The 19,796-nt window shown below is 68.4% G+C and carries 16 protein-coding genes; 10 read left to right on the top strand and 6 right to left on the bottom strand.

What is annotated here, in order from left to right:
• The first annotated feature begins 44 nt into the window (after positions 1 to 44).
• From gap to JL108_RS04065, 9 genes are all read left to right on the top strand, one after another.
• Positions 45 to 1,052 carry a type I glyceraldehyde-3-phosphate dehydrogenase gene (gene gap / locus JL108_RS04105; protein ID WP_205197200.1) on the top strand — a complete coding sequence of 336 codons (1,008 nt, stop codon included), beginning with the start codon at positions 45 to 47 and terminating at the stop codon, positions 1,050 to 1,052.
• A gap of 19 nt (positions 1,053 to 1,071) precedes the next feature.
• A complete protein-coding gene (pgk, locus tag JL108_RS04100) occupies positions 1,072 to 2,286 on the top strand; it encodes a phosphoglycerate kinase (protein WP_205197199.1) in 1,215 nt (404 codons plus the stop codon).
• The gene (gene tpiA / locus JL108_RS04095; protein WP_143912424.1) at positions 2,283 to 3,083 is read left to right on the top strand and encodes a triose-phosphate isomerase; all 801 of its coding nucleotides are present in this window, start codon (positions 2,283 to 2,285) and stop codon (positions 3,081 to 3,083) included. The genes pgk and tpiA overlap by 4 nt, the downstream gene beginning before the upstream one ends.
• 15 nt (positions 3,084 to 3,098) lie before the next feature.
• The gene (secG, locus tag JL108_RS04090; RefSeq protein WP_143912422.1) at positions 3,099 to 3,335 is read left to right on the top strand and encodes a preprotein translocase subunit SecG; all 237 of its coding nucleotides are present in this window, start codon (positions 3,099 to 3,101) and stop codon (positions 3,333 to 3,335) included.
• The gene (locus tag JL108_RS04085) at positions 3,335 to 3,688 is read left to right on the top strand and encodes an RNA polymerase-binding protein RbpA (RefSeq protein ID WP_143912420.1); all 354 of its coding nucleotides are present in this window, start codon (positions 3,335 to 3,337) and stop codon (positions 3,686 to 3,688) included. The genes secG and JL108_RS04085 overlap by 1 nt, the downstream gene beginning before the upstream one ends.
• A gap of 198 nt (positions 3,689 to 3,886) precedes the next feature.
• Entirely contained in the window at positions 3,887 to 4,834 is a 948-nt protein-coding gene (locus tag JL108_RS04080; RefSeq protein ID WP_205197198.1) for an ornithine cyclodeaminase family protein, read from the top strand.
• A gap of 49 nt (positions 4,835 to 4,883) precedes the next feature.
• The gene (locus JL108_RS04075; protein WP_205197197.1) at positions 4,884 to 6,308 is read left to right on the top strand and encodes a short-chain fatty acid transporter; all 1,425 of its coding nucleotides are present in this window, start codon (positions 4,884 to 4,886) and stop codon (positions 6,306 to 6,308) included.
• Positions 6,309 to 6,335: 27 nt separating this feature from the next.
• A complete protein-coding gene (locus JL108_RS04070) occupies positions 6,336 to 9,710 on the top strand; it encodes a molybdopterin-dependent oxidoreductase (protein ID WP_205197196.1) in 3,375 nt (1,124 codons plus the stop codon).
• A 92-nt stretch (positions 9,711 to 9,802) separates the two neighbouring features.
• A complete protein-coding gene (locus JL108_RS04065) occupies positions 9,803 to 10,462 on the top strand; it encodes a GntR family transcriptional regulator (RefSeq protein ID WP_205197195.1) in 660 nt (219 codons plus the stop codon).
• A 23-nt stretch (positions 10,463 to 10,485) separates the two neighbouring features.
• Here JL108_RS04065 and pgl read toward each other — a convergent pair whose 3' ends face one another.
• From pgl to tkt, 6 genes are all read right to left on the bottom strand, one after another.
• On the bottom strand, positions 10,486 to 11,190 hold the full coding sequence (pgl, locus tag JL108_RS04060) for a 6-phosphogluconolactonase (RefSeq protein WP_205197194.1): 705 nt from the start codon (positions 11,188 to 11,190) through the stop codon (positions 10,486 to 10,488).
• 10 nt (positions 11,191 to 11,200) lie between these two features.
• Positions 11,201 to 12,106 (bottom strand): glucose-6-phosphate dehydrogenase assembly protein OpcA, encoded by a 906-nt coding sequence (locus tag JL108_RS04055; RefSeq protein WP_143912408.1) that lies wholly within the window; start codon positions 12,104 to 12,106, stop codon positions 11,201 to 11,203.
• Complete coding sequence (gene zwf, locus JL108_RS04050; protein ID WP_205197193.1) at positions 12,106 to 13,626, bottom strand: glucose-6-phosphate dehydrogenase; 1,521 nt, start codon at positions 13,624 to 13,626, stop codon at positions 12,106 to 12,108. The genes JL108_RS04055 and zwf overlap by 1 nt, the downstream gene beginning before the upstream one ends.
• Before the next feature lie 94 nt (positions 13,627 to 13,720).
• Positions 13,721 to 15,307: a glucose-6-phosphate isomerase gene (locus JL108_RS04045; protein WP_205197192.1), complete on the bottom strand. Its 1,587-nt coding sequence runs from the start codon at positions 15,305 to 15,307 to the stop codon at positions 13,721 to 13,723.
• A gap of 79 nt (positions 15,308 to 15,386) precedes the next feature.
• Positions 15,387 to 16,475: a transaldolase gene (gene tal / locus JL108_RS04040; RefSeq protein ID WP_205197191.1), complete on the bottom strand. Its 1,089-nt coding sequence runs from the start codon at positions 16,473 to 16,475 to the stop codon at positions 15,387 to 15,389.
• A gap of 28 nt (positions 16,476 to 16,503) precedes the next feature.
• Entirely contained in the window at positions 16,504 to 18,666 is a 2,163-nt protein-coding gene (gene tkt, locus JL108_RS04035) for a transketolase (protein WP_205197190.1), read from the bottom strand.
• Between the two features lie 72 nt (positions 18,667 to 18,738).
• Between tkt and JL108_RS04030 the strand changes: the two genes are divergently transcribed.
• On the top strand, positions 18,739 to 19,689 hold the full coding sequence (locus tag JL108_RS04030) for a heme o synthase (protein ID WP_205197189.1): 951 nt from the start codon (positions 18,739 to 18,741) through the stop codon (positions 19,687 to 19,689).
• Positions 19,690 to 19,796: the final 107 nt, after the last annotated feature.

Below are 19,796 nucleotides of genomic sequence, written 5' to 3'. Positions count from 1 at the left end.
GTGGACGGTGTAGTGCACCCCACCTTCGATTGCAGGAGTCTCGCGTGACTGTTCGTGTAGGTATCAACGGCTTCGGTCGCATCGGCCGCAACTTCTTCCGCGCCGCACGCGCCGCCGGGGCGGACATCGAGATCGTCGCGGTCAACGACCTCACCGACAACAAGACCCTCGCCACGCTGCTGAAGTACGACTCCATCCTCGGTCGCCTCGACGCCGAGGTGACCTATGACGACGAGGCCATCTATGTCGGCGATCAGCGCATCGCGGCCTTCGAGGAGCGCGACCCCGCCAAGCTCGACTGGGCCAGTGTCGGAGCCGATGTCATCGTCGAGTCGACCGGCTTCTTCACCGACGCCACGCAGGCCAAGGCCCACCTCGACGGCGGCGCCAAGAAGGTCGTCATCTCCGCGCCCGCCAAGAACGAGGACATCACGATCGTGATGGGCGTCAACGACGATCTCTACGATCCCGCGCAGCACACGGTGATCTCGAACGCGTCGTGCACCACCAACTGCCTCGCTCCGATGGCCAAGGCGCTCAACGACGCCCTCGGCATCGAGAAGGGCCTGATGACCACGATCCACGCGTACACGCAGGATCAGAACCTCCAGGACGCGCCGCACAAGGACCTGCGCCGCGCCCGTGCCGCTGCGCTCAACATCGTCCCGACCTCCACGGGCGCCGCCAAGGCCGTCAGCCTGGTGCTGCCCGAGCTCAAGGGCAAGCTCGACGGCTACGCGCTGCGTGTCCCGGTGCCGACCGGTTCGGCCACCGATCTGACCTTCACCGCGAGCCGTGAGACCACGGTCGAGGAGGTCAACGAGATCGTCAAGAAGGCTGCTGCCGAGGGCCCGCTGGCCGGCAAGCTCACGTACACCGAGGATCCGATCGTGTCGACCGATATCGTCACCGATCCCGCCTCGTGCATCTTTGACTCCGGCCTCACCAAGGTGATCGGCGACCAGGTCAAGGTCGTCGGCTGGTACGACAACGAGTGGGGATACTCCAACCGCCTGGTCGACCTCGTCGATCTCGTCGGCGGATCGCTCTGATCGCGGGAGACGGCTTCTCGTGAAGACGATCGACACCCTGCTGTCGGAGTCCGGTGGCGACCTGAGCGGCAAGCGCGTCCTGGTCCGCAGCGACCTGAACGTCCCGTTGGACGGTCAGCGCATCACCGACGACGGCCGGGTCCGCGCCAGTGTGCCGACCATCAAGCGTCTGACCGATGCCGGCGCCAAGGTCCTGGTGACGGCCCACCTGGGCCGCCCCAAAGGCACGCCCGATCCACAGTTCTCGCTCAAGCCGGTCGCTGAACGTCTGGCAGAACTGCTGGAACAGCCGGTCCTGTTCGCCAACGACACCGTGGGTCCCGAAGCACACCGGATCAGTGCGGCGCTCGGTGACGGCGAGGTCGCGGTGGTGGAGAATGTCCGCTTCAACGCCGGCGAGACGAGCAAGGACGATGCCGAGCGCGGCGCCTTCGCCGACGAGCTGGCCGAGCTCGCGGATGTCTTCGTCTCCGATGGCTTCGGGGTCGTGCACCGCAAGCAGGCGAGCGTCTACGACATCGCCCGCCGGTTGCCGGCTTATGTCGGCGGCCTGGTCGAGGCCGAGGTCGAGGTCCTCGAACGACTGACCGAGAGCCCCGAGCGGCCTTATGCGGTCGTGCTCGGTGGCTCGAAGGTCTCCGACAAGCTCGGCGTGATCGACCACCTCATCGATCGTGCCGACACGCTGCTCATCGGCGGTGGGATGGTCTTCACCTTCCTGGCCGCGCAGGGGCACGGGGTCGGCAAGAGCCTGCTCGAGTCCGACCAGATCGAGGTGGCCAAGGGCTACATCGAGCGCGCGGCTCGGCAGGGGGTGGAGCTGGTGCTGCCGACGGATGTCGTGGTGGCACCGGAGTTCGCCGCCGATGCGCCGGCGACGATCGTCTCGGTCGACGCCATTCCCGAGGATCAGCTAGGCCTCGACATCGGTCCTGACTCCGCGGAGCACTTCGCCGACGTCATCCGGCGCGCGCGGACGGTCTTCTGGAACGGCCCGATGGGCGTGTTCGAGATGGCGGCCTTCGCCGCGGGCACCAAGGCGGTCGCGCAGGCGCTCACCGAGGTCGATGGACTCTCGGTCGTGGGTGGCGGCGATTCCGCCGCCGCCGTGCGTCAGCTCGGGTTCTCCGATGACCAGTTCGGCCATATCTCGACCGGCGGCGGCGCGAGCCTGGAGTACCTGGAGGGCAAGACGCTGCCCGGCCTGGCAGTTCTCGACGAGGAGGCCTCATGACCGAGCGTACGCCCTTGATGGCAGGCAACTGGAAGTCCAATCTCAACCACCATGAGGCCGTCGTCCTGGTGCAGAAGCTCGCGTGGACGTTGTCGGACAAGAAGCACGACTACGCCAAGTCCGAGGTCGTCGTGATCCCGCCGTTCACGGATATCCGCAGTGTGCAGACTCTGGTCGACGGCGATCATCTGCAGATCGGCTACGGGGCACAGGATGTCTCCGAACACGACGGCGGTGCCTACACCGGGGAGATCAGCGCGGCGATGCTCGCCAAGCTCGGCTGTTCGTATGTGGTGGTGGGCCATTCGGAGCGTCGCGAGTATCACGGTGAGACCGATGCTGTCGTCAACACCAAGGCAGGCAAGACGCTCGCCGCAGGCATGACGCCCATTGTCTGTGTGGGGGAGGGTCTCGAGGTGCGCCAGTCCGGTGAGCATGTCGGCTACACCCTGGGACAGGTCGACGGCTCGCTCGAAGGTCTCACCGCCGAACAGGTGGCCGGACTGGTGATCGCCTATGAACCGGTCTGGGCGATCGGCACCGGCGAGGTGGCGACGCCCGAGGACGCTCAGGAGGTGTGCGCGGCCATCCGCGGACGGCTCGCCGAGACCTGGGGTGCCGAGACGGCCGCGGCAACGCGTATCCTGTATGGCGGATCGGTCAAGGCGCAGAATATTTCGTCGATCATGGCCAAGCCCGATGTCGATGGTGCCCTCGTCGGTGGCGCGAGCCTGCAAGCCGAGGAGTTCGCCGCGATCGCCCGATTCTACGATCTGCCGGACCTGTCCGGTTCCTGACGGAGGAAACGTCTCGTGATCTTGTTGTTCTCGATCCTGCTGGCGCTCAGCAGCGTGCTGATGATCGTGCTGGTGCTCATGCACAAGGGCCGTGGTGGCGGGCTCTCGGACATGTTCGGCGGTGGCGTGTCGAGCTCTCTGGGCGGCTCGTCGGTGGCCGAGCGGAACCTCGACCGCCTGACGGTCGGCGTGGCCCTGGTCTGGGTCGTCTGCGTCTTCGCCCTCGGGCTGCTGCTGAAGGTGAGCGCCTGATGTCCACCGGAGCGATCCGGGGGAGCCGGATCGGTTCCGGTCCCATGGGCGAGGCCGAACGCGGTGAGGCCGCGCCGCGACAGACCATCGACTTCTTCTGCGCCAAGGACCACCGCACCACGTTGCAGTTCGCCATCGAGGCCGAGGTTCCGGTGGAGTGGGACTGTCCGCGGTGCGGGTTCCCCGCCAGCCGGGATGCGGAGAATCGCCCCGATGCTCCGCGGATCGAGCCGTACAAGACCCACCTGGCCTATGTGAAGGAACGGCGTTCGGAGGAGGAGGCCGCGTCGATCCTCGACGAGGCACTCGAGACCTTGCGCACCAAGCGCAAGACAGGGGAGATCATCTTCTGATCGCCGGCCGCTGAGCCGTTTCACCGCCATCGCCCACGGGAGTCGTCCCGTGGGCGATGGCTTTTCTCGTCGCGTTACGTTCACATTTCTGCGCTGCGGCCGTTGACGGCGCGACATACCAGCCCCTACGTTATGGGTAATCGATCACCGATCAGTATCGGTCAGACATCCCATCAACGAGAGGCTCCCGGACCCCGCATGCGTGACTCATCCGCCCTTCCCTTCGTCACCGCGGCCGATTTCGACGGTCTCGTCTCCTATGAGGAGGCGATCAACGCGCTCGAGGGCGCGCTGCGCACCGGGACGGCGACCGAGCACACCCCGCTGCGGAGCCGCACGGATCTGCCTCACGGTCACCTGCTCTACATGCCCTCGCAGGTGGACGGCGTCGTGGGCGTGAAGATGGCCTCGGTCTCCCCGACGAATCACGAGCGGGGCCTTCCGCGGATCCAGGGCCTCGTCATCTTGTCCGACAGCCTGACGCTGCGACCGGCCGTCATCTTCGACGCCGCGGGTTTCACGGTGTTGCGCACCGCGGCGCTATCCGGTCTGGCTGTCCGTCAGCTGGCACCAGCCGACGCCTCGACCCTCCTGGTGTTCGGTGCCGGCCCTCAAGCCCGAGGCCACATCGAGGCCATCCGGGCGGTCCGTCCGCTACGCCGGGTGATCGTCGTCGGACGCTCGCCGGAGCGTGCCCGCGAGCTGGTGGCCTGGGTGGCGGAGTCGGGAGTGGAGGCCGAGGTCGGCACGCCGACAGCGGTGGGGGAGGCGGACATCGTCGCCTGCTGCACCTCCGCGTCCACACCGCTCTTCGACTCGGCGTCCCTGCGAGATGACGCGACCGTCGTGGCCATCGGTTCGCACTCGCCCGAGGCTCGCGAGGTCGACACGGCCCTCGTCGACCGGGCATTCGTGACGGTCGAGACCCGCGCCTCGTCCTTCGCCGAGGCCGGAGACATCATCCTGGCATGCCGCGACGGTGTCCCCGCGGATCGAGCCGTCGATGCCGAGCTCGCGGACGTCGTCAAGGAGCCGCGCACGACCGTGAGCGGCCTCCATCTGTTCAAGGGGGTGGGCGAGGCCTGGTGCGATGTGACGATCGCCGCCCTCGCCGCCGACAAGCTCGGACTGAGCATCTCCCGGTAGCGATCACCCTCCCTCTGCCCTCGTTTCCGATCTCCCAAGGAGCCCCCTCATGACCGCGTCCACGGAGCGCCGAACTCGCAAGCCCCTCGAACGGCTGTCGAACCTGCTCAGTGACATCTGCGTGCGATGGATCCCCGATCCGTGGATCATCGTCGTGCTGCTGACCATGGTCGCGGGCGCCGTGTCCTTCTTCGCCACCCCCGGCGGTCTCGGCCTGGACAAGGCCGAGACGATCGTTCGCGGATGGGGTGACGGATTCTGGGGCCTGCTCGAGTTCGGCATGCAGATGGCGCTCATGCTGCTCAGCGGCTACGTCGTCGCCAGCTCGCCGCCGGTCCGCCGAGCGCTGATCTGGGTCGCCGACCGGCAAGCGGGACCCAAGCGCACGGTCGCGACGGTCGCCCTGACCAGCATGATCCTCATGTGGATCCACTGGGGGATCGGCCTCATCGCCGCGGGAATCCTGGTGCGGTACTACGCCGCGCGCGACACGAAGGCCGACTACCGGCTCCTCGTGGCAGCCGCGTACCTGGGCATGGCCGGCACGTTCCACGCAGGACTGTCCTCATCGGCGGGACTGCTCGTGGCGACCCCGGGCCATTTCGCCGAGGAGTACTTCGGCGTCATCCCGATGAGCCAGACCGTGTTCTCGCCGTTCAACCTCACCTTGGTGCTGATCACGATCGTGGCATGGACGATCACCGCCATCGTGCTTCAACCTGGGCCGGCCGACACCGTCAGTCCACCGGCCGAGCTTCGCGAGAAGATGGCCGCCGAGTTCGAAGCCGATCGCGAGGCGCGCGATGCCGCGAAGAGGCCCGGCAAGCGGACACCGGTCGAGATCATCGAGAACTCGCGATGGGTCAACGGCAGCATCGGTCTGCTCGGACTCGTCTACGTCGTCCTGTACTTCAGCTCGCTCGAGGACGGCATCCTCCAGGGCCTCACGCTCAACTCGGTGAACTTCATCTTCCTCTTCGTCGGCATCCTGATGCACGGGACGCCCAAGGCCCTGCTCACCGCGGCGCAGACGGGCGGCACCTTCGTGTGGGGCGTTCTGCTGCAGTTCCCCTTCTATGCGGGCATCCTCGGCATGATCGTGGCCTCCGGCCTGAGCGAGCGGATCGCCAATGCCTTCGCGACCGTGGCCAGCGAGCAGACCTTCGCGGTGTTCGTCTACTGGTACTCGGCCATCCTCAACTTCTTCGTGCCCTCCGGCGGGTCGAAGTTCGCCATCGAGGCACCCTATCTCGGCGAGGCGGCCCAGACCCTCGGCGTCCCGCTCGACCTGACCACGGTGGCGTACATCTGGGGCGACATGTCGACCAATGCCCTGCAGCCCTTCTGGGCGCTGCCGCTGCTGGCCCTGTGCGGCTTGTCCTTCCGGCACATCATGGGATTCCTGATCATCTTCGCCTTGGTGACCTGCTCGATCGGCACCGTGGCCTTCCTGCTGGCTCCGTTGTTCTTCTGACGAGCCCGACCCGCGAGAGGGGTGCGCATGACCGAGGAGATCGCTGGATACTGCACGCTGTGCCGGTCGCGGTGCGGGTCGCTGAACCTGGTCGAAGAGGGTCGGCTCGTCGGCGTACGACCGCTGGCCGGCCATCCCACGGGCGGCGCTCTCTGCGCCAAAGGACGTGCCGCGCCGGAGATCGCGGGCAGCCCGCGTCGGCTGACGGTCCCGCTGCGCCGGACCACGCCCCGCACCGCCCTCGATCCCGGATGGGAGGAGGTGTCCTGGGACGAGGCACTCACCGATATCGCCCGACGGCTGAACGACATCAAGGGCGAATCGGGGGCCGAGGCCGTCGCCTTCGCCGCCACCACCCCGTCCGGCACCCCGATCGTCGACAGCATCGAGTGGATCGAGCGACTGGTACGGACCTTCGGCAGCCCCAATCTCATCTACGCGGTCGAGAACTGCGGTTGGCACAAGGACTACGCGCACGCGCTCACCTTCGGTCGCGGCGTCGGCGCGCCGGACTACGACGAGGCCGAGACGATCCTGCTCTGGGGACACAACCCTGCGCGCACCTGGCTCGCGCAGGCGAGCCGTATCGCCGAGGCACGTGCACGAGGGGCGACGGTCGTGGTGATCGATCCCAAGAAGGCCGGGAGCGGTCAGCAGTCCGACCTCTGGATGCGCGTCCGGCCGGGTACCGACGCCGCATTGGCGCTCGGCGCGGTGCGGCACCTGTTGCAGACCGCGACCTACGACGAGGACTTCGTGCGCTCGTGGACCAATGCGCCGATGCTCGTCGACGACGAGACCGGACGGTTCGTCACCGCCGACCAGGTCTGGGAGAGCGGTGACGCGGCCGCGTTCGTCGTCCGGAACGTCCGCACCGGGACGCTCCGCGCCTACGATCCCCGCCACCCGCTGGAGCATCCCGATCAGGTCGACCTCGACAGTGAGGTCGACCTGAGCACGCCCGAGGGGCGCCGGATCACTGCCCGTCCTGCCTTCGCGCGGTTGCGTGAGCACAGCGCCGAATGGACGCCGGAGGCGGTCGCCGAGGCGACCACGATCGGTGTCGCGGAGCTGGAGAGCTTCTTCGAGCTGCTCAGCCGCCGGGGCCGGATCGCCTATCACTCGTGGACCGGTGTGGGCCAGCACTCCAACGCGACCCAGACCGAGCGGTGCATCGCGACGCTCTACGCGCTGCTGGGCGCATGCGATCGCCCCGGCGGCAACCTCTGGTTGCAACCGCCACCGCTGAACCCGCTGTCGCCCTACGATCTGCTGCCACCGGAACAGCGCGAGAAGGCGCTGGGACTCCGTGACCTGCCCCTGGGTCCGCCCCGGCTGGGATGGGTGACCGCTCGACATTTCTGCCGAGCGGCGCTGGAGGGCGATCCCTACCCGGTGCGGGCCCTGGTGAGCTTCGGCAACAACATGACCGTGTCCCAGGCGGACGGCGAGCGCAGCAGGGCGGCCATCGAGGCCCTGGACCTCTACGTCCACACCGACATGTTCATGAACCCCACCGCCGAACTCGCCGACTACGTGCTGCCGGCGAACACGCCGTGGGAACGGGAGGCCTTGCGGGCCGGTTTCGAGATCACCCAGGAGGCCGTGGAGTACCTCCAGTTCCGTCCCCGCATGATCGACCCGCTCGGCGAGTCCCGCGCCGACTACGAGATCGCGGTGGACCTGGCCACCAGGCTCGGTCTCGGCGAGAAGTTCTTCGACGGTGACATCCGGGCGGGATGGGACTGGCATCTGGCCCCCACCGGGGTCAGGCTGGACGATCTCATCGACGGTGAGCACGCAGCCCGGGTCCCGCAGGTCACCTCGCGGGAGAAGTACGCCGTCATGCGCGAGGATGGCGGCGTCACCGGCTTCGCGACACCGACACGAAGGGTGGAGCTGTACTCCCAGCAGCTGCTCGAGCACGGCTACCGGCCCCTGCCGACCTTCGTCGCGCCCATCGATTCCCGTCGGGGTCGCGACGGCGCGCCGTTGCCGCTGATCCTGTCGACGCACAAGAACGGCGTCTACGTGCACACCTCGCACCGCCACGTCGCCTCCCTGCGGCGCCGCGCGCCGGACCCCCACGTCGACGTCAGCGCGGAGCTCGCGCGCTCTCGCGGCCTCATCGAGGGCGACTGGGCGGTGATCGAGACGGCGAACGGGACGACCCGAGCCCGCGTCCATGTCGACGACGATCTGCATCCCAGTGTCGTGCTCGCTGACTTCGGCTGGTGGGAGGACTGCCCTCCACTGGGCTTGCCTCGCACGCCGGTGAGCGGCGACGGATCGCTGAACATCAACGCGGTGCTCAGCGACGACGAGCACGATCCGACGAGCGGCTCGGTCCCGTTGCGGGCGGCGGCCTGTGAACTGCGGCCCGATCCCGTGCTCAGCGAAGGGAACTGGGCCGGACGACAGCAGATGCGGGTGCTGCGCGCTTGGCCCGAGGCCGAGGGCGTGGCCGGACTGAGCCTCGCCCCGGCGGGAGGGGAGTCGTTGCCGGCCGTCCGTCCCGGGCAGCATGTCCTGCTCGCCGCCACCGAGGACGGACCGGCGCGTGCCTACTCGGTGACCCGCGGGGGCGAGGGCGAGTCGACGGTCGACATCGCCGTGCGGCGTATCGAGGACGGCGTGATCTCGCGCTTCGTCCACGAGGACGTGTCGACCGGATCGCGGCTGTGGCTGGAACGTCCGCAGGGCACGTTCACCCCACCGTTGTCGACCGACCGTCCCGTCGTGCTGGTGGCGGGAGGAGTGGGCATCACACCGTTCATCGGCTACCTGCGCGCGCTGCGGGACCGTTCGGAACGGCCGCCGTCGGTCACCCTGCTAGCCGTGTTCCGCAACAGTCTCGAGCACCCGTTCCGCGACGAGCTCGATCTGCTCGACCGTGAGATTCCGGAGCTGAGCATCCGAGCGTGGTACTCGCAGCCCGCGGAGGCGGATCGGCCCGGTCACGACTTCGACGAACAGGGAAGGCTCTCGCTCCGCGATCTGGATCTGCCGGTCGACGAGCGTCCGCTCGTGTACCTGTGCGGCGCATCGAGCCTGATGGATGACGTGACCGAAGAGCTCGCCGGGCGCGGTGTGCCGCGATTCGACGTCTTCCGCGAGGACTTCCACGCCGCGGTCGAGGTACCGCAGAACCTCGAGCCCGCGATCATCCGGTTCGGTGGCGGTGGCGAGCCGGTCAGCTGGACGCCGGCGGACCGTTCGATCCTGCGAGCGGCCGAGCGGCAGGGCCGCGTCCTGCCGAGTGGCTGCCGGGTCGGTCAGTGCGAGAGCTGCGCCGTCCGCGTGATCTCGGGGACGGTCGCCCATCTCGGCGAGAACCCTGCCGACGACGGATGTCTCACCTGTATCGCCGTGCCCATCGGCGACGTGGTCCTCGACATCTGAGCGAGGAGGTCCGCACGGGCCGATCGGCCTTGAACGGTAGCCGATTACCACTGTCGATGGGGTACTGTACGAGACATGTCGAAGAGGCACCCATGATCTCCGCGAGAACCCTGGAGCGCGATGACAGCCTCCGTGACAAGGCACTGCGGATCGTGCGTCAGGCGATCGTCTCGGGTGAGATCAAGAGCGGTGAGGTCTGCTCGGCCACCGCCCTGGCCCGCCAGCTCGGCGTGTCCGTCAGCCCCGTCCGTGAGGCGATGCTCACCCTCGTGAATGCCGGCATCATGGAGCCGGTTCGTAATATCGGTTTCCGGGTGGCGGAGCTGACCCCGGCCGACCTCGACGAGGTCTTCGAGCTGCGGCTCATGCTCGAGGTGCCGGCCGTCCGCGCGCTCGCCGATATCGATCTGACGGCGGAGCGCGATCGACTCGATCAGCTGGTGCGCGCCACGGAGGTCTCAGCAGAAGACCGCGATGTCAACACGTTCCTGGCAGCGGACCGCGAATTCCATCTGGCGCTCCTGGAGTTGCATGGGAACCGTCGGCTGCTGGACTGGGTTGCCATCCTGCGCGACCAGACGCGGCTCTACGGCTTGCGCGAGTCCGACACCCACACCTTGAGCGAGGCGGCGGGCGAACACCGCAGCATCCTCAACGCGGTGCTCGACGGCGACGGCGAGGCGGCCGATCGGCTGCTCAGCGCCCACCTGGCCCACACCCGCAGCGACTGGGCGCATCCACCCGAGCGCTGAGCGGGATATCGATGGGTCGCCGCTCAGCGGGGGAGACGACCCGCGGCCTCCGTGTCCAGGAGCCATAGCGTCTCCTCGATCCCGCGAGCTCCCGCGGCCGGGACCTCCTCGACCGGGCTGCCGGCGAGCGCCGCGGCGACGGCCTGTGCCTTGTCCTCGCCGGCGACCACGAACCACAGCGCCGTGGTGCGATTGAGCGCGGCGAAGGTCAGTGACAGGCGCTCCGGCGGGGGCTTGGGGGAGTCGTCGACGGCCACCACATCGCGGTCGAGGACAGCCAGCTGCTCGAAACCGGGGAAGAGCGAGGCGATATGTCCATCGGGGCCCACACCCAGCAGCACGAGATCGAACTCGTCGGGCAGGTCCGCGGCATAGGACTCGGCGGCCTCCTCCTTGGAGGCGTACCTCCCGGCGGCCGGCATCGCGTGTATCCGCTCTTCGGGAACCTCGAAACGGTCGAGGAAGGCCTCGCGCGCCTGGAGCTCGTTGCGATCGGAGGAGGACGACTCGACATAGCGTTCATCGCCCCAGTAGTAGTCGACCTCATGCCACATCAGGGCGTCCCCGGTCAGTAGCCCGTAGATCTCGCCGGCGACGGAGCCGCCCGTCAGCACGAGTCGCGGTCTTCTCGCCTGTGTCTCCTGGAGCTCGGCGACCCGCGTGCTGATCCGGTGGGCGACGGCCCGTGCGAGCGCTTCACGATCCTCGAGTACCTGTACGGTCACCATCGCCTCCCGGTCATATGTTCTGCTCCAACAGCTGGTCGATGGTCTCGGCGTAGATCACGTCCGGATCGAGACGACGCAGGTCCTCGGCGAGCAGCTCCGCCAATGTCCGCCGGCCCAGCGGCACGACCCGCGACGCGGACCCGGGGACGGTGAACTCGCAGCTCGCCTCGTCCTGGCGGGTGAGGCGAACGGTCCCGAGATCGGTCTCCAGGGTCACCTCGCCGATCTGGGTGCCCGGACCGTGCCGATGGCTGATCGGCACTCCGAGCCGGCTCTCGAGCCAGGCGACCAGGAGGACGGCCGCCGGATTGCCCTCGTCGCTCACGACCGATCCCGAGCTCACGGTTCCGGCGGACTGGTCCAGTGCGGCGGCCAAGAGCGCCCGCCAGGGGGTGAGCCGCGTCCAGGCCAGATCGGTGTCGCCCGGGGCATAGTGCCGCGCCACGTTGCGCAAGGCCCGCACCGGTTGACCGGTGCTCTCAGCGTCGGTCAGGCGCCGTTGGGCCAGCTGTCCGATCGGATCGTGGGAGGGATCGGCCGGTCCGTGGGCGGGCCACCAGATCACCACCGGGGAGTCCGGCAGCAGCAGCGGCAACACCACCGATTCGCTGTGGCGCGTGAGCTTGCCGGCGATCCGCAGCAGGATCGATTCGCCCGTGGAGGATTCGCCCACGCGCACCTTGGCGTTGAGCCGGGCCCGCCCGCGGCCGTCTCCGAGCACGACGCCGATGACCCGGGCGGGGTGCTCGGTCGACAGCGCCGTGGCGGTCCGCATCGCGTCGGCGACGTTCTCGTCATCGGTGACCACCAGGAGGGTCAGCACCATGTCCATCGCCGGGCTGCCGGCGCCGTGACGGGCGCGCACCAGGGCGCGGGCGATATCGCCGGCATTGGTGTCGGTGAGTGCGATCTCCATCAGGGACGCCTCCAGGTACGGCCGTCGCGCTGGATCATGGCATCTGCGGACGACGGACCCCAGGTGCCTGCCTGGTAGGAGTCGATCGTGCGCTGACGGCGCCAGTGCCCGATGACCGGGTCCAGGATCTTCCAGGACAGCTCGACCTCCTCCTGCTGGGGGAAGAGCGGAGGGTCGCCGAGCAGGACATCGAGGATGAGCCGTTCGTAGGCTTCTGGGCTGCTCTCCACGAAGGCGCCGCCGTAGGCGAAGTCCATGTTGACGTCGCGGATCTCCATCGTCGTGCCCGGGACCTTGGCACCGAAACGCAGCGTGACGCCCTCATCGGGCTGGATACGCAGGACCAGCGCGTTCTGTCCCAGCTCGGTCACATCGTGCTTGCGGAACGGCAGGTGGGGGGCGCGCTTGAACACGACCGCGACTTCGGTGACCCGGCGGCCGAGCCTCTTGCCGGTCCGCAGGTAGAAGGGCACTCCGGCCCATCGGCGCGTGCCGATGTCGATCCGCATCGCGGCATAGGTCTCCGTGCGCGAGTCCTCGGGGATGCCGTCCTCGTCCAGATATCCCTCGACCTCGACGCCTCCGGCCCACCCCGCGGTGTACTGGGCTCGCGCGGTGTGCTTCGACAGCTCCGTCGGTGCGCTCGCGTTGGCGAGGATCTTCTGCTTCTCCAAGCGCAGGCTGTTGGCATCGAGGGAGACCGGCTCCTCCATCGCCACCAGCGCCATCAGCTGCAGCAGATGGTTCTGGATGACATCGCGGGCGGCTCCGATGCCGTCGTAGTAGCCGGCTCGCGAGCCGATGCCGATGTCCTCGGCCATGGTGATCTGCACGTGGTCGACGTAGTGGCTGTTCCAGATCGGCTCGAACATGCCATTGGCGAAGCGCAGCGCCAGGATGTTCTGCACCGTCTCCTTGCCGAGATAGTGATCGATGCGGAACACGGAGGTGCGGGGGAACACGTCGTCGACGAGCCGGTTCAACTCGCGCGCCGACTCCAGATCATGGCCGAACGGCTTCTCGATGACGACACGTCGCCAGCCCTCGCTCGAGGTCGCGAGGCCGTGCTCCTTGATCTTGGACACCACGACGGGGAACAGACCAGGTGGGATCGACAGATAGAAGGCGTGGTTGCCTCCGGTGCCCTGCGTCCGGTCGAGCTCGGCGAGCGTCTCCGCGAGCCGGTCCCAGGCATCGTCGTCGTCGAACTGCCCCGGTACGAAGCGGATGCCCGCGGCCAGCTGCTTCCAGACGGTCTCGCTCCACTCGGTCCGCGCCCCGGCCTTGGCCGCGTCCTTGATCATCGACGCGAAGGTCCGGTCGCCGAAGTCATGACGGGCGAAGCCGACGAGGGCGAACCCGGGCGGCAGGAGTCCACGATGGGCGAGGTCGTAGATCGCGGGGATGAGCTTCTTGCGTGCCAGGTCGCCGGTGACGCCGAACATGATGACGCTGCAGGGCCCCGCGATGCGGGGGAGCCGGCGATCCCGCGGGTCGCGCAGCGGGTTCGCCGCGGTCATCCTGCTCCTCCCTGTACCGAGATGTGCTGGGTATTCGTCAACGGACACCGACCGTGGTTGACGAATACCCAGCACATCTCGGTTCTGCCCGTGGTCATGCCAGGAGGCTCCTGAGTCGTTCGAGTCCGGCGGCGGTGTCGTGCAGGTGAAGACGCAGCACCGGGCGGCCGTGGTCCCGCAGCACGGAGGCGTCGCCCTCGGCCTGAGAGGCGATGAACTGTCCCAGGGTGAAGTCGCGGCCGGGGATGGGCAGATCCTCGGCGGTCTCGTCGGTGATCTGCACGAAGACCCCGACCGGGGCTCCGCCCTTGTGATACTGGCCCGTGGAATGCAGGAAACGCGGGCCCCAGCCGAAGGTCACGGGCCGGCCGAGGTGCTCCGCGAGCTGATCGCGCACAGACGCGAAACCGGCGTGCTCCCAGCGATCCAGGTAGGCCTGCACGGCCAGGTACCCCTCGGACGTGAGCTGGGCGAGCAGCTCGTCGACGGCGCCGGCCAGCGATGAGGCGGAGGTGCCGAAGACGTCGATGCCGTCCTCGCTGAGGGCGGGCGCGGGTGTCTTCGTGCCACCGCCGAGCCGGTCACGAGCCGCCTGCTTGGCCGACTCGACATCGGGCTGATCGAAGGGATCGATGCCGAGGATCCTGCCGGCCACGGCGATCGCGGTCTCCCACAGCAGGAATCTCGCGCCGAGGGGACCGGCGACGGCCGCGGACCACGGTGCGTCCGGCCGCTCGGCATCGCCGCTGACGACGAGGACGCTGTCGCCGGTGTGCGGCGCGAAATTGGGGGAGGTCGGAGATGCGACGACGACCGGGAGGATGCCGGTGCCGTCCTTGCCGGTCGATTCGGCCACGAGCTGTTCGGCCCACTCGCCGAAGCCCTCGCCGGACACATCGGCGAGCACGAGCTTGTCCGCTCGCTCGCGCGCGGCCACGCCCAGCAGGACGCCCAGGCGGAGCGCGGGATTGTCCGGGGTGTCAGCAGCGAGGACATCGCGGACCGCTGCCGCTTCGTCGAGCAAGGTGGCGATCGGCGCCCCGGCCAGCCCACTCGGGACGAGCCCGAAGGCCGTGAGCGCCGAATAGCGTCCCCCGACCGTCGGGTCGGCCTGGAAGACGCGGTAGCCGTTCCCGGTCGCGAGCTCCTCGAGCGGCGATCCGGGATCGGTGACGACGACGATGCGCGAGGCCGGGTCGATCGAGGCATCGTGGAACGCCTGCTCGAAGACACGGCGCTGGCTGTCGGTCTCGACCGTCCCGCCGGACTTGCTGGACACGACGACCGCCGTGCGCTCCAGATCGATGAGCGCCGAACGGACCATCGACGGATGCGAGGAGTCGAGGACGACGAGCTCGACTCCGTACGCGGCGCAGATGACCTCCGGGGCCAGTGACGAGCCGCCCATGCCGCACAGCACGATCCGGTCGACGCCGCGCTCGCGCAGCTCGTGGCGCAGCGACTCGATCTCGGCGACGAGGGGGCGGGACCGCGCCACGGCATCGGTCCAGCCGAGTCTCTCGCTCGCTTCGTCCTGGGCTGCCTCACCCCACAGCGAACCGTCCTCGGCGAAGATACCGGAGGCGACGGCGGCGTCGGCCGTGTCGCGCAGCACCGACTCGAAGGTGTCGTGATCGCTGACGGCGACCGACAGCGCGACGCCCCCGTCCCTGTCGCTCATGCCGTCACCTGCCGTGAAAGGGATCGAGTGTAGGCAGCTGCCGGCATGAGGTGCCTGATTGTTCGCTCGCTGCGCTCGCTCATGCTTTGTCCAGTTCCCCGCGGACCGTGTCGAGCAGCTCCGCCCAGGAGGCGTCGAACTTCTCCAGGCCCTCGTCCTCGAGCTTCTCGACGACCTCGTCGTAGGAGATGCCGAGGCGTTCGAGCTCCGCGAGGACCTCGCGGGCTTCGTCATAGCGCCCCGTGACGGTGTCGCCGGGGACGTCCCCGTGGTCGGCGAACGCCAGCAGTGTCTTCTCCGGCATGGTGTTGACACTATCGGCGACGATCAGCTTGCGCACGTAGAGCGTGTCGGGGTAGCTGGGGTCCTTGACGCCGGTCGATGCCCACAACGGACGCTGGAGCTTGGCGCCCTTGGCGAGGAGCGCCTGCGCGCGCTCGGAGGAGAACACCTGCTCGCAGGCCTCATAGGCCAGCCGGGCGTTGGCGATGGCCGCCTTGCCACGCAGCGGACTGTCCTCGGGCAGTCGAGGATCGACCTCGGAATCGACACGGCTGACGAAGAAGGACGCCACGGACTCGATCGCCGAGAGGTCGCGGCCCTCGGCAGCTGCCTGCTCCAGGCCGTAGAGGTAGGCGTCCATCACGTCGCGGTAGCGCTCGAGGGAGAAGATCAGCGTCACGTTGACGCTGATGCCCTCGGCGATCGTCGCGGCGATGGCGGGCAGCCCCTCGCGGGTGGCCGGGATCTTGATGAACAGGTTCGGGCGGTCGACGCGCTTCCAGAGCCGCGCTGCCAGGTCGACCGTGCCATCGGTGTCGCGGGCCAAGCCCGGATCGACCTCGATCGAGACGCGTCCGTCCAAGCCGTCGGTCCGGTCGTACACCGGGCGCAGGATGTCGCACGCGCGCTGCACGTCGGTGCACATCAACTCGAAGACGGCGGTCTCGAGGTCGACATCGGCGGCCTTGAGCTCGCGCATCTGCTCGGTGTAGCGCTCGCCCTCGGCGAAGGCGGCGGCGAAGATCGTCGGATTCGTGGTGACACCGACGACGTGTCGCTGTTCGATGAGCTCGGCGAGATTGCCGCTGTCGATGCGCTCGCGGGAGAGGTCGTCGAGCCAGACGGAGACGCCGGCCTCGCTCAGCGCTGCCAGGGGATCGGTCATGATGGGCTCCTTCGGTGAGTGAGGAGAGTCAGTGGGTGGTGTCCGGGAGGACCGGGCCGGTAGGCCGGGCCGCGAAGGGGACACCAGCATCGGGCGTCGCGGCCGCCTGGATCGACTCCTTGGCCGCAGCGACAGCGGCCTCGCTGGTGAGTCCGAACTTCTCGTACAGGGTCCCGAAGGGAGCCGAGGCGCCGAAGTGCTCCAGGCTCACGATCCGACCCGCGTCGCCGACGACATCGCGCCAGCCGAGGGCCACGCCGGCCTCGATCGAGACGCGTGCACGGACCGACGGTGGGATGACCGAGTCGCGGTACTCGCTGCTCTGCTCCTCGAACCACTCGCGGCAGGGCATCGAGACCACCCGGGCGGCGATTCCCTCGGCGGCGAGCTGCTCGCGGGCCGCGACGGCGATCTGGACCTCGGATCCGGTCGCCACCAGGACGACATCGGGAGTGCCGTCGGTGTCGAGGAGGACATAGGCGCCCTTGGCGGTGAGTGCGGCGTCGCCGTATCCGTCCTCACCCCGCGGGAAGATCGGCACGTTCTGCCGGCTCAAGACAAGACCGGCCGGCCGGTGATGACGCTCCATGACGGTGCGCCAGGCGGCGATCGTCTCGTTGGCGTCGCCGGGCCGGACCACATCGAGGCCGGGGATCGCGCGCAACGCGGCCAAGTGCTCGACGGGCTGGTGCGTGGGACCGTCCTCGCCGAGACCGATCGAGTCGTGGGTCCACACGAAGGTCGTCGGCAGTTCCTGCAGCGCGGCCAGTCGCACGGCCGGACGCATGTAGTCGCTGAACACCAGGAACGTGCCGCCATACGGCCGGGTCAGCCCGTCCAAGGTGATGCCGTTGAGGATGGCTCCCATCGCGTGCTCGCGGATGCCGAAGTGCAGGACGCGCCCGTACCAGTCGCCGGAGAACTTCTCGGTCGAGCGCTGCGGCGGGATGAAGGAGGGCTGCCCCTTGGGCGTCGTGTTGTTGGAACCGGCGAGGTCGGCGGAGCCGCCCCAGAGTTCGGGGAGATTCGGGGCAGCGGCCGTCAGGAACTCGCCGGAGGCGACTCGGGTCGCGATGCCCTTCTCGTCGGCCTCGTAGACGGGGAGATCAGCGTCCCAGCCGGAGGGGAGCTCGCGGGCGGACAGCCGCTGGAAGAGCGCATATCGATCGGGATCGGCCTGCGCCCACGCGTCGAAGCGATCCTGCCAGTCGGTCTGCGCCTCTTCGCCGCGTGCGCGCGCCTGACGCGTGTGCTCGATGACCTCGTCGGACACGGCGAAGGTCGCGTCGGGATCGAATCCCAGCACCTCCTTGGTGGCGCGGACCTCGTCATCGCCGAGAGCGGAGCCGTGCGCGGCGCCGGTGTTCTGCGCATGGGGGGCGGGCCACGCGATGATGGTGCGCAGGACGATCAGGCTCGGCTTGTCGGTGACCTGCGCGGCCTGCTGGTACGCGTCCCAGAGGGCGTCGAGATCCTCGCGGTACTCGGCGCCGCCGTGCGTCCAGTCGACCGTCTGCACGTGCCAGCCGTAGGCCTCGTAGCGGGCGGCGACGTCCTCGGTGAACGCGACATCGGTGTTGTCCTCGATCGAGATCTTGTTGTCATCGTAGAGAAGCGTGAGATTGCCCAGCTGCTGATGGCCGGCCAGCGAGGAGGCCTCGGCAGAGACGCCCTCCTGCATGTCGCCGTCGGAGGCGATCACGTAGACCGAGTGGTCGAAGACGCTCTCACCGGGGCCGGCATCGGGATCGAGCAGGCCGCGCTCGCGGCGCGCCGCCATCGCCATGCCGACGGCATTGGCGATGCCCTGGCCGAGGGGCCCGGTGGTGACCTCGACGCCCGGCGTGTGGCCGTACTCGGGGTGGCCGGGGGTCTGGCTGCCCCACGTGCGCAGGCTCTCCAGGTCGTTCAGCTCCATCGGGTAGCCCGCCAGGTACAGCTGGATGTACTGCGTGAGGCTGGAGTGACCGCACGACAGCACGAAGCGGTCGCGACCGCTCCAGTGCGGATCGGCGGGGTTGTGGCGCATGAGCTTCTGGTAGAGCAGGTAGGCCGCGGGCGCCAGGCTCATGGCCGTGCCCGGGTGTCCGTGGCCGGCTTTCTGGACGGCGTCGGCGGCGAGGAGACGAGCGGTGTCGACCGCCTTGCGGTCGAGGTCGTTCCAGTCCAGCGCGGACGGTGCAGTGCTCACGGGCGTCACTCCAAGATCGTGTGTCAGAAGCCGGTCACTCCGAGCCTACTGCGTACGAGTTAGACTGCTCAGGTGACTTCCGTCGACCATGAGGCTCCCGTCAACGGTTCGTCGTCCACCCGGCAGGATCACGGGTCCTCCGCGGCCGATGTCGTCAAGGCGTACGTAGCGCTCACCAAGCCGCGCATCATCGAACTCCTGTTGCTCACCACCGTGCCGGTCATGTTCCTGGCCCAGCGTGGGGTGCCCTCGTTCTCCCTGATCCTCGCCACCTTCGTGGGCGGCGCATTGGCGGCCGGCAGCGCGAACGCGTTGAACTGCGTCGTCGATGCCGATATCGACACCAAGATGCGCCGCACCTCGCGCCGTCCGCTGCCGCGCCACCAGGTCGGCACACGCAATGCGCTGATCTTCGGCCTCGTGCTCGGGGTCATCGCGACGCTCTGGCTGGGGTATCTGGTCAACTGGCTCTCCGCGGCGCTCGCGCTCGCGGCGAATGTCTTCTACGTCGTCGGTTACACGATGATCCTCAAGCGCCGTACCTCGCAGAACATCGTGTGGGGCGGTGCCGCGGGCTGCTTCCCGCCGCTGATCGGCTGGACCGCCGTCACCAATGAGCTCGCGTGGGCACCGTTCCTGCTGTTCCTCGTCGTCTTCTTCTGGACCCCGCCGCACTTCTGGGCCTTGGGACTGCGGTATCGCGAGGACTACGCGGCCGCCGGGGTGCCGATGCTCCCGTCGATCGCTCCGGCGGCGGAGGTCGGCCGGCAGATCGTCTGGTACACCTGGGCGACCGTCATCACCTCGCTGGCCGTCTGGCCGGTGGCCGACACCGGGTGGTTCTACCCGGCGGCCGCGATCACGCTCGGCATCGTGTTCCTCATCGAGGCCTACGATCTGCGTGCTCGTTCGCGTGAGACCGAGCAGCTGTCGGTGATCAAGCCGATGCGGCTCTTCCACTTCTCGAACGCGTACCTGGCGCTGCTCTTCGTCGCCGCCGCGGTCGATCCCTTCATCGGCTGACCTCTCGTCCCCCTCACCCCCGCGGGCGGTGAGCTATCCCGTACTTCGGGCGCTCGCCTGCGCGTTGACGCACCGCTCACCCGCGGCCTGCTGGCGAGGTGCGTGAC

Source organism: Aeromicrobium sp. YIM 150415 (assembly GCF_016918125.1).
GTDB lineage: Bacteria > Actinomycetota > Actinomycetes > Propionibacteriales > Nocardioidaceae > Aeromicrobium > Aeromicrobium piscarium.
Note: the sequence above shows the minus strand (reverse complement) of the source record. Positions and strands in the feature narration are given on the sequence as shown.

Bases quoted from the DNA above. Each gene is read 5' to 3' on its own strand.
- tpiA (WP_143912424.1), top strand. From the start codon at position 2,283: ATGACCGAGCGTACGCCCTTGATGGCAGGCAACTGGAAGTCCAATCTC.
- JL108_RS04085 (WP_143912420.1), top strand. From the start codon at position 3,335: ATGTCCACCGGAGCGATCCGGGGGAGCCGGATCGGTTCCGGTCCCATG.
- JL108_RS04080 (WP_205197198.1), top strand. From the start codon at position 3,887: ATGCGTGACTCATCCGCCCTTCCCTTCGTCACCGCGGCCGATTTCGAC.
- JL108_RS04075 (WP_205197197.1), top strand. From the start codon at position 4,884: ATGACCGCGTCCACGGAGCGCCGAACTCGCAAGCCCCTCGAACGGCTG.
- JL108_RS04070 (WP_205197196.1), top strand. From the start codon at position 6,336: ATGACCGAGGAGATCGCTGGATACTGCACGCTGTGCCGGTCGCGGTGC.
- JL108_RS04065 (WP_205197195.1), top strand. From the start codon at position 9,803: ATGATCTCCGCGAGAACCCTGGAGCGCGATGACAGCCTCCGTGACAAG.
- pgl (WP_205197194.1), bottom strand. From the start codon at position 11,190: ATGGTGACCGTACAGGTACTCGAGGATCGTGAAGCGCTCGCACGGGCC.
- JL108_RS04055 (WP_143912408.1), bottom strand. From the start codon at position 12,106: ATGGAGATCGCACTCACCGACACCAATGCCGGCGATATCGCCCGCGCC.
- zwf (WP_205197193.1), bottom strand. From the start codon at position 13,626: ATGACCGCGGCGAACCCGCTGCGCGACCCGCGGGATCGCCGGCTCCCC.
- JL108_RS04045 (WP_205197192.1), bottom strand. From the start codon at position 15,307: ATGAGCGACAGGGACGGGGGCGTCGCGCTGTCGGTCGCCGTCAGCGAT.
- tal (WP_205197191.1), bottom strand. From the start codon at position 16,475: ATGACCGATCCCCTGGCAGCGCTGAGCGAGGCCGGCGTCTCCGTCTGG.